5 protein-coding genes are annotated in these 10,269 nt (G+C 45.9%); 1 reads left to right on the top strand and 4 read right to left on the bottom strand.

Features of this window, described 5'->3' with window-relative positions; translation table 11 throughout:
* From ACWB0I_RS15610 to ACWB0I_RS15595, 4 genes are all read right to left on the bottom strand, one after another.
* Positions 1-1,252 (bottom strand): ABC transporter substrate-binding protein (locus ACWB0I_RS15610; RefSeq protein ID WP_479389006.1); only part of this gene is annotated, 1,252 nt, incomplete at its 3' end.
* A 10-nt stretch (positions 1,253-1,262) separates the two neighbouring features.
* A complete protein-coding gene (locus ACWB0I_RS15605; RefSeq protein ID WP_479389005.1) occupies positions 1,263-2,285 on the bottom strand; it encodes a PorV/PorQ family protein in 1,023 nt (340 codons plus the stop codon).
* Positions 2,286-2,295: 10 nt separating this feature from the next.
* Positions 2,296-5,232, bottom strand: coding sequence for a hypothetical protein (locus tag ACWB0I_RS15600; protein ID WP_479389004.1), 2,937 nt, complete (start codon positions 5,230-5,232; stop codon positions 2,296-2,298).
* Between the two features lie 29 nt (positions 5,233-5,261).
* Positions 5,262-7,919: a TonB-dependent receptor gene (locus ACWB0I_RS15595; protein WP_479389003.1), complete on the bottom strand. Its 2,658-nt coding sequence runs from the start codon at positions 7,917-7,919 to the stop codon at positions 5,262-5,264.
* Positions 7,920-8,103: 184 nt separating this feature from the next.
* Here ACWB0I_RS15595 and ACWB0I_RS15590 point away from each other — a divergent pair, with 184 nt between their 5' ends.
* Positions 8,104-9,750, top strand: a complete 1,647-nt coding sequence (locus ACWB0I_RS15590) for a T9SS type A sorting domain-containing protein (protein WP_479389002.1) — start codon at positions 8,104-8,106, stop codon at positions 9,748-9,750.
* Positions 9,751-10,269 lie beyond the last annotated feature (519 nt).

Here is a 10,269-nt window from a genome sequence, read left to right as displayed (position 1 = left end):
ACCAGGTCATGGAAATTATGTGAGGCGCTGTTCGTTGTTTTTTTGCTTTTTCCCAGATAATATTCCATGGCCCAGGTTCCAGTTCTACCTTCAAACCTATTTTCTGCAAATTGTTTTGCAGCATTAGCGCGCATTTTTCATAGACATCTACCGATGAAACGTAGGACAATTGAAGTTTTACCTTATTTAGATCGATCCCGCTCCGGGCAAGAAAGTTTTTTGCTTTTTCAAGATCAAATTCCGGTTGAGGCAGATCGGTTGCGCACCCCCACATATTTTTAGGAACAGGGGCTATGGCTCGAGTAGCCATTCCTTCAAGAATGTACTCAACTGCAGCCCGATAGTTAAAGGCGTATTGAATGGCTTTTCGAACGTAAAGATTGTTCAACGGCGGTCTGGAAGTATTCAACAAAAACATCATGTTACGCCAGCTGGGAACAATTTTCACTTCCAGATCGGGATTATGGTGCATAGCCGCAATATTTTCGGCCGGAATCAATCCCGCAAAATCCAGATCGCCCCGCCGGATCATTTGAATACGGGTGGACGATTCGGTGACTATTTTTAATAACACACGGTTAAAATGTTTTTTTTCCCAGCCTCCCCAGTAAGCATCAAATTTCTGAAGTTCAACGTAATCGTTTGGTTTCCATGTTTTTAGACGGTAAGGTCCCGTACCACTGGCATGTCCTTTACGAAAATAGCTTTCTGTACAATCGGCAATTGCCGGCGACAAAATCCACGAGGCGTACTGCGAAGCAGCGATCAAATCGATTGGCGCGGGTTCGGAAAGTTTAAACACAACTGTGGAGTCGTTAGGTGTCAAAATTTTTTCCACGCTTTTCCAGATGTAGGCTGCCCCCCGACCAAACCGTTTTACGCGTTCAATGGATTTTTTAACGGCCAGCGCAGTAAATGGCGTGCCATCATGAAACACCACACCTGTCCTTAAATGAAAGGTCCAGGTTAATCCATCTTCGCTTTTCTGGTAGCCCAGGGCCAGGGCCGGTCGGAATGAATAATTGCCAGCGCTGTCGGGCTGGTACCAGTGCAAAGGTTCGTAAATGTTGCCAAGGGCCATTACTTCAAGAGAATACGCGGACGCGGGATCCCAGTCTTTAATATCTTCGTAAAGAGCATAAACCACCGTGTCAGGATCGGCTTTGGGCGCGTACCGTTTACAGGAAAACACGATGAACAACACAACACACAGATTACAGATTGCAAGCTGTTTAAAGAAATTTGTAGCCACTTTTCCCTCGCTACCAGTGAATGGCAAGACTGAAGATGGTAATATTCTGTAAGTATCCGTAATCAGCAAAGGCAACATCAAAATTCCAGAAAATTTGTTTTGTGCGAAAAGCGAATCCAAAACCGCCTGTTGGCCCGCCTTCTTCTTTTAAAAACAAACCGCGATAGCCCGTGCGCAAAAAGAACATCTTTTTAAAACCATATTCCATACCCAAATTCAGGCTGCCGTAATTGTCTTGAGGGTAGTAGGCATCTGCTGCCAATAAAAACGTGTGCAATGGATTCACCACAAATTTTCTTTGAATTCCGACGCGCAATAATAGGGGTAAGGGCCAGGCATCCAGTTCAAGCTGTGCCGGAATGCGATCGTTATTTCCAGTCATTACCGGATCAATATCATGAAACACGCGGGCATCGCGTCCAGAAAGGCGCATATCTGCGCCAAAATTGCTGATGTTAACGCCAAAATCAATACCCAAAATTGGACTCTTAAACAGGGTCCCAATATCAAAAGCCACGGAGCTACTTCTGGAGTGCCAGATGCGCTGGTAGATGTATTTAATGCCCACGCCTAAAGTCAAGCGATTGGTTAAAGGCCGGGCAAAATAACCGGCCAGACTGAAATCCACGGCATCAAATTTTTCGCCCGTACCTTGCGGTTTAATGACGGTACGCACGGGCATTTCGCCATAGTTCAAGGTGGTAATAAAAGCCCCAAGGGTGCCCAGAGCGCCAAGGTTAAAAGCAATGCCAGCCTGGTCGATAGTAATATCGGCCAGCCAATCGGAATGGGAAATAAAGAACGAATTGTTTTTACCGGTAATGGCCGCCGGGTTCCAGATGACATTTTGAATTCCACCTTCTAAGGCCGTAGCCGCATTACCCATGGAAGCGCCCCGCGCATCCAACGAAATGGTTAAAAACGGCGCAGCCACTGTGCCGGAATTGGACACGCGCCCCCCTTGCGCAAATAAAACCACCGGCGACAAACCAATTAGCAGAAGTAAAAGGGTAAAAATGTTTTTACCTGACATATTCTAACTCTCATTTAATGAGTGCAAATTTCCCAATTTTTTTGCCAATGCCTGGCGCATCCACCTGATAAATATAAACTCCGTAAGCTGCTTCGGCATTATCTTTGGTCAACAGATTCCAGCTAACCGTTCCGGAGCTTAGGGCTCCGGAGCTGTACAGGGTTTGAACCAATTGACCTGTCACAGTAAAGATGCGAATTGTAGCGTTGGTGGGCACGTTAATAAAATCGATCCTTCGCTGTCCACGTCCATTTAATTGTCGATTGGCCGGTTCCAGAATATTGGTTGCCACGTAAGGATTGGGCACCACCACAATCTGGTCCAGCAGGGACGCACCTGCCTGTTTTTTGACCGATGGGCCTCTGGTTCCAAAACGGAAAACATCCCCGCTGGCAAATGGTTTTTTAGTGGCAAAGAAAAATACATCTCCGCTTTGCGGGGGAATGGTCTCCGAGCTGTCTGATGGTAAAATAAACCGCACGCGCCAAGAAGGATTAACTCCGCTCTGGCCAATTAAAAGCACAATATCGTCGCCAGGCGACCAGACACCGTTGTTATCATTATCAATCAAACCAAAGCGGGCCGGTTGGTCAAGCGTAACGTTCCAGACTTCGAAAGGTACGCTAATTCCAAACACATCGTCGGTTCTTTCGGTACCAAAACGAATTTCGTAATCGGCCGGGAAGGGCGTACCATTATGAAACAGTCCGATTTCAAATGGATAATTACTGTGGCCATTAATCCAGCCAGAGCGTTCTACATCGTGCTGCAACGAATCGGACCGGACAAAAAGATGGATTCCGTCAAAAACCGGATTGCCCTCTTCGTTATTAAAAAGGAACGATTTTTTTATTTTGATTACCGTTTGCCCACCGGTAACCTCGCGCACCTGATAGGCCAGATGATTATCTAGGGTATCGCTAAAAACGACCTCGTAAATGGCGCCATCTTTTACGCGGAAAGGATCGATAATTACCGGTTTAACATCGCCAGTCCCCACCCCCTGAATACGTTCAACCGGCTGAGCAATTGCAGGTGGCTCAAAATCGGGCGGCGGAGCGGTTGGCGTAACAATGACGGTGTTAACATCGGTTTTTAAATTACCTGCTTCGTCGATGTCAATCACTTTTGTACATTCGGTGGGCGGAATTAAGGCCAGGGTGTCGCCTCGATCGTAGGAAACCACGGCGTAGTAGTAAGTAACCCCATTTACCACGTTGGTATCGGTCCAGGTGTGCCGCAATCCGGAATCGTTGCCCAGGTAATATTTAATGCCATTATAATCCAGAGGCTGGTAGCCTTTAATTCCATTTTTTAAGTCAAATTGCGCCACTGGTTCAAACAGGGTTAAATTTCCCTGCCCATCGGTGATGGTCCGCGCTTCATTGAATCCTGGATCGGTGGCCCTGTAAATGCGATAACCTTCAAAATCTTCTCCGGAGATGGGGTCATATGACCATTCGGCTTTGTGATCCCAATAAAGAGTTACCCGACCGTCGCCCGGCACAGCGGTTACGGTGGGTTTATCGGGCGCTTTGGCAAAATGGTAATTGGCATTGTAAATTTTTTGTACCACGTCTGCATTACGCAACAGGTCTTCTTCGTCTTCGCCCAAAAGCAGCGCAATAGAAAAACGCTGTGTTTGTCCGGCTTTTAATGGGAAATAGCCGGAACCGTAAAGAAAAACAATGTCCACGTTTTGAGCGGGCTGCGGAAAACTACCGGGCGTTAGACGACGCCACATTTCTTCGTCGTCCGAAACGCGCACACTGGGCCAGACAAAGGAATTAAAACTGGTTAACCCGATTTGATCTGACTCGTCAATATCGGTTTCGTCAAAATTGGGTTCGCCCGGGGTGGGAACACCATCGCCTTCACCAGGATCCTTGGTATCGGGAAGTCCGTCCATTCCCACATCGTCCCGCTCCGGTCGCCAATCCCCGTCATTGTCAATACCATCATCGCGGCGTTCATCCACCATTCCATCGCCATCGTCGTCGATTCCATTAAAGGGATTGCCGGGACTTTCCAGATATTTAAAACCAAAATAGCCAACCGCACCGCCCCAGATGCCGCGATTATCGTGATCCCATTGAAAAACCATATCTCGCCAGATATCAAAATACGAGTCATCATCGTTCCAGTCTTCTGCGCCCCCAACATCCGCGTCACCGTACATTCCAAATACCACTTTTTTTAAATCTTTCGTTCCGGTGTTTGTAATTTCGTAAACCCAGAAAATACAATCTTCGGCCAGGGTGTGCGCCCACTGGTAGCCGCGGACCTCCACCTGTAATCCCAGCCCACCACGGGTGGAATCGTTTTCGTCTGGAATGTAGGCAAACTCTTTATTGTCTCGATCGTCCATCACGTAGTAACTTTCCTGATCGGCAATGGCCAGCCCCTTACCATATTCACCAATCCATTTACCAGCCCAGTCATCTGGACGGTTGGGCCATTTTTCCGGCCAGGTAAACGGTTTATCGCTCATGGCTATCCCGTTCTGTCCTTCAGCCGCGTAACCTGGTAGCGGTTGCCAGCCCCAGACCTCGCCGGCGGGCGAAACGTCGCCCCCTTCGCCGGCTATTCCACCAATAATCCCATCGTCAACAATGTGAATGGTGTCGCCGTAAATGTCAATCACCTCGGCTGCGGCAATTACGCCAAATTCAAAAATGTAATTGTGATTGCTTCCCTTGGGCCATTCCACAGCAGGCGTGGTGTACGGGTAACCAATGGTTCCGTAATTGTAAAACAAAGTTCGGATAAGATTGCCACTGTGGATGCCCTGCCGGCGGTCTTGTTGCCCCTGGTTTTTTAACAAATATTGCGGACGTTGATCAAAAAAAGCCCGGGCGTTCTTTTGTTGCGCTCGACTCTGTAAAATCAGAGTAACAAGCAACAAGTAAATAACCGGTACTGTGTTTTTTAAATTGTGTTTGAACATAATTTTTATGATTCTCCGCTAATCTTTTTTCAAAAACTTTGCAAACGTATGCCAACCACAATGCGCCTTGGCTCAGAATAAAAATCCGGACGGTTAAAATAGTCCTGCTTGGAATAGAGCCCGGTATTGCCTACAAATTGCCCCTGTAAGGTGTAACCGGCGCGACCAGTATCTTCGTAAACATATTTTTCATTTAAACGGTCAAACAAATTGTAAATCAAAAGGTAAAGTGAAAGTTGTTTTCCTTTTAAACTGAAACCATAGGAAGCTTTTAAGTCAAAATTAATTGTGGTGGGCTTGCGTGCGGAATTTTCAAACGAAACACGCTGATTTTGGAAAGCCGGGGTGTAGGGAAAACCGCTGCCAAAGGTACCAATCAAACTTACCGACCAACGGCCAGGTTTTCCTACCACAAAAGTTCCGTTAATCGTATGACGTTGATCCCAGTTTAGGTACACAATTTTTTTGGTCGGTTCGCGCGGCGGATTGGCCAGCAAATCGTAAAACAGCGTATTAGGATCCGAAGCGTTCCCTCGCGCAATTTGATAGGTGTAATTCAAGGTGGCGCCCCAAAAACCGGTCATGCGTTTTTCAATAAATACAGACAGCCCATTAACACGACCGTAATCACGATTTGTGTAACGCACGTATTTGCTACTTACATCATTGTCCAGTCTAAAAAATTCCTGCCCAATTAAATTGCGAATATCTTTAACGTACAGAGTAAAATCGCCGGCGATATTTTCACTAAATTGTTGTTGGAAACCAAGTTCGTAGATAGTTGTTTCCTGTGGATTGAGATCGGCATTTCCCATGGTGGTTCGCAATGCGCCCGGCGCGACTTTAAATCCTGGATTAGTGTAAAGATACTGGAATGGCGGCATCTGAAAAAACTGGCCAAAAGAAAAATGTAAAATCCCAGTGGCGGTCAACGGATAAGCTATTCCCAACCGTGGGCTCAGTTTCGATTTTGATTTAACTCTGTACTTGGGGCCATTCCTGGGATTACCAGGATTCAGCGGATTTTCAGCCTTTGCGTCAAAATAATCGTAACGCACTCCAACATTAAGCACCACCGATTGCATCTCTATTTTATCTTGCAAATAAAATGAAAATTCCAGCGGTTTACGATTGTATGCATTACTGCCCAGATCACTGGTTGGGGGGACCTCAGGTTGAAAAGGTCTAATTTCAAGGCCATTGGCATCGCGCGCCGCACGAATGAAAAATTCACGCAGATACAACTGGTGCTGCTCCAATTCAAATCCAGCTTTAAAGAGATGGACAGGTGTGGCCTGCCAGCTAACACTGGCGTTTAACGAGAAGGTTTCGGAACGCCGGTTCAGGTAATACATGCCTGTTCCACCTGTGTAAAACCGATATTCTGGAATGTTTAAATGATTGGGATGGACGTAACGCGGATCCAAAGGATTTTTAAACACGGAATAACGATACCGGTTACTCCGATAGCCCAGGTTAAAATCCCCAAACATGGATTTCCCCATGGCATAATTAAGCCGCAGGGTATGCGCCATGCCGCGTTGTTCCTGTTTGTAATTTCCATCCGGTGTGTATTTAAATTTGTGTAAATATTCGCTGTAATCCGCCGTGTTCCACAGAACTTTGTAAGAAAGTTTAAGCGGGCCAAAGCGGCGCGACACTTTCAGGTTGTAACTAATCCGTTCCATATCATTCATGGGAACCGCAGCGCTGTCGCCGCTTTGACGAATGTACCAGTCTGCGGGATTTTCGCTGTTTAAATCGGTTGAATCAGAAGGCAAAAAGTCACGCCGACCGTACAACCAGCCCTCATTGTAGTAGTAACGCATGGAGGCAAATACTCGAATATCGGCCGGTAGTGGGCCACCGGCATCCAGTTGAATATTTTTTACGGATAAAGGGTTGACGGTATTGATGTTGTAAAAAACATTGTTGTGTGCGCTTACATAGTCGCCTGAATATGCGTCGGCTGTAACGGTCCAGTGTTCACCGCCTTCGCGCGTAACAATATTGATTACCCCGGACATGGCCTTGCCATATTCGGCATTAAAAGCGCCGCTAACCAGACTGATTTCTTGAATGGCATTGTTTTCCACAGCCACCGATGGTAATCCGGAATACTCATCCATTACCGAAACCCCATCTACAATGTAGGTAACCTCACCCGAACGTCCGCCTCGAACGTGCAGGGCGCCATCACTGCCAACGGTAACCCCAGCCTGCAATTTGATAACATCGTAATAATCTTCCACTGGCAATTCTCGAATTTCGTCACCGGTAAATTCTGCCACACTCGAAGTCTGATCGCGACGAACCAGAGGCCGCCTGGCGGTAACCTCAATGGTTTCGTCGGTTTGAAGCACAGCCACAGGCAGCGAAAAATTAACCACTGTGGTGTAATTACTGGAAACCTGAACCCCGGTTTTTTTAACACTATGGTAACCCACCATGCTGGCCACCAGTTGATAAGTTCCTACCGGTACATTGATGATCATGTAGTACCCATCAACATCGCTGGCGGCGCCTAATCGTGTTCCCTCCACCTGAATATTCACACCGGCCAGCGGTTCATGGTTCTTTTGATCGATGACCCGGCCAACAATCTTTCCGGTTATGCCCGCCCAAAGGGAATGGAATAAAACTAAAAATAATATTTCAGTAGCTAGGTAAAAACGAAAATTTTTCATACAACCTGCAATTTTTTTCCTCATGACTCTGTTTTAAGATAAGAAGCGAATGCGTTGTGCGCAAGATTTTTATTAACTTTATTTAGTTTTTTTAATTAATTTTAATTTTTTTTTGACAAATTACAGTTTGTACCATTATATTGTTTTAGCAGACCTACTCAATTAAACCAAAGGAGGTTTATTCATGAGACCATTGATACGTTTTCTGGTTCTATTCGTGGTTTTGCTGGCGATGGCATTTACCAGCCTGCAGGCTCAAGATCACGAAAACAAATTTGAGAAAGTCTGGCAAAATCTTAGCTGGGCAGAAGGTGCCTTTTTTCCGAGCGGACCTTTGTGGAATATGGTTGGCCCCTTCGATTTTGATAATGATGGGTATTCCGATTTTGTGGCATCCAGTTCCTGGAGCGGTGGTTTTTTAAATGGAGTGTATCATTACGAAGCTTCTGCAGACAATACCATCGATCTTTTATGGTGGTACCATTTTGCCGAGCTGGATACAGCGGTTGACAATTTTTCTTCAGTAACGGTTGGCGATCTGGATTCGGACGGTAATCCAGAGATTATTGTCCTTTGCGACGCCCCGGCGGGTACAGACGGCCTGCAAATCTTTGAATGGGACCCGGATTCGAGCGCTTTCCCTATAACTCCCACCGCTACCTGGGATCTGGGACTAAAGCACGGCGTATGGGAGGCAGGGCAGATTGTTGCCGCCAACATCGATAGTGATGATAATCAGGAAGTTATTGTATCGGTCATGGATGGTCCCTGGGGAAGCGCCGGTACCAGCCATTTAATGGTATTTGAATTGCAAAACAAAAGTTTCGCCCTGCCTTCCTGGCACATTGAAATGCACGATTCGCTTACCACCGGCTGGAGCGGTTACACCATTTATGTTACCGATCTGGATCAGGATAAACGCATGGAAATCTGGACCGTGGCCTGGGATTACTATCGGATGATCGTTTACGAAAATACCGGCAAAGAAGACGAGTATGCTTTACAGACTGCCTTTTATGTGAGTTTAAATGATGAATTTTCGAATCAAGGTCTGGTTGCGGCTAATTTTGACGGCAATCAATTTAATGAAATGTACGCCACCACCAGTGGGGGAACTTTCTGGGCCATTAGCGACAGCGGCGATGTGAGCAAAATTAATTTTAACGACTTTCACTATTTCGGTTATTTTGACGGCGGATTACGACAAATTGCCTCTGCCGATCTGGATGACGATCAAAACCCCGATCTTTATCTGGCAGGGAATTACAACGAAGCCGTTTACGACTGGGAATATGTAGGCAACAATCCGTTAGATCCCGCCAGTTTTAACTTTTACACCATTTTTATGGACGATACTACCGACGATATTACGCCCGGCACGGATCAAGGAATTTTACGACTGGTTAAACTTTTTCCGGGAGACGTCGATAAAGACGGCCGCGGAGACCTTATTGTGTCTTCAGCCTCGCTGGCTTTTGACAAACCAACGTTAATCATGCTGGAGTACTCCGGCGCTACTGCCATCGACGATCCGACTTCTTCTTTGCTCCCAAACAGCGTAAGTCTTAATCAAAATTATCCAAACCCATTTAATCCAGAAACGCAAATCAGTTACACTTTGCCACGTACGGCAAACGTACAACTGGAAATATTCGACATGCTGGGACGTAAAATTTACACCTTACAAAATGGTTTACAACACGCCGGAAATTACCATTTTCAATGGACCGGAATTAATCAGTCCGGAAATCCCGTGAGTTCTGGCACTTATGTTTATCGGCTTACCATTGACGGAAAGTCAATGAGTAAAAAGATGACTTTAACTCGTTAAATTTACCGAATAAACGCCGATCAAATACGATCGGCGTTTCTTATTTTTAACGAATGTACAACAACTTTTGGGGCGTGACGTATCGTTGGCCAGTGTTGTTCGCCTTTAAAATACTTACTTCAAATGATCTAAGGCAGCAAAGCCGAAACCAAAAAACTTTTTTAAAATATGATAGGCCGTTGCCCAGAACTCTTTAACTCTTACACTCATATACTCTTAACTTTACTCCTCCAACAGCAGAAGTCATTTCACGAATTAGCCCTCACCCCCTCGATCCCCCTCTCCCAGAATAAAAATCTGGGAGAGGGGGAAGGCTTGTGTGTGAAATTTTCTTAATTGTCTGGCAGCTACAACCGGTTAGAACGCAGCGGAAATTGCGATTCACTGGGACGGGACATCATACCATTCAACAAATAAACCATTCAACAAATCAACAATTAAACGGTTTTACTCCCTCACACAGCACAAAAATTTTCGCATCCCGCCATGCGTGATAGAAGTTTTGAAGGAAGTATTTTA

The organism is Caldithrix sp., assembly GCF_056497305.1.
Note: the sequence above shows the minus strand (reverse complement) of the source record. Positions and strands in the feature narration are given on the sequence as shown.

Bases quoted from the DNA above. Each gene is read 5' to 3' on its own strand.
- ACWB0I_RS15605 (WP_479389005.1), bottom strand. From the start codon at position 2,285: ATGTCAGGTAAAAACATTTTTACCCTTTTACTTCTGCTAATTGGTTTG.
- ACWB0I_RS15600 (WP_479389004.1), bottom strand. From the start codon at position 5,232: ATGTTCAAACACAATTTAAAAAACACAGTACCGGTTATTTACTTGTTG.
- ACWB0I_RS15595 (WP_479389003.1), bottom strand. From the start codon at position 7,919: ATGAAAAATTTTCGTTTTTACCTAGCTACTGAAATATTATTTTTAGTT.
- ACWB0I_RS15590 (WP_479389002.1), top strand. From the start codon at position 8,104: ATGAGACCATTGATACGTTTTCTGGTTCTATTCGTGGTTTTGCTGGCG.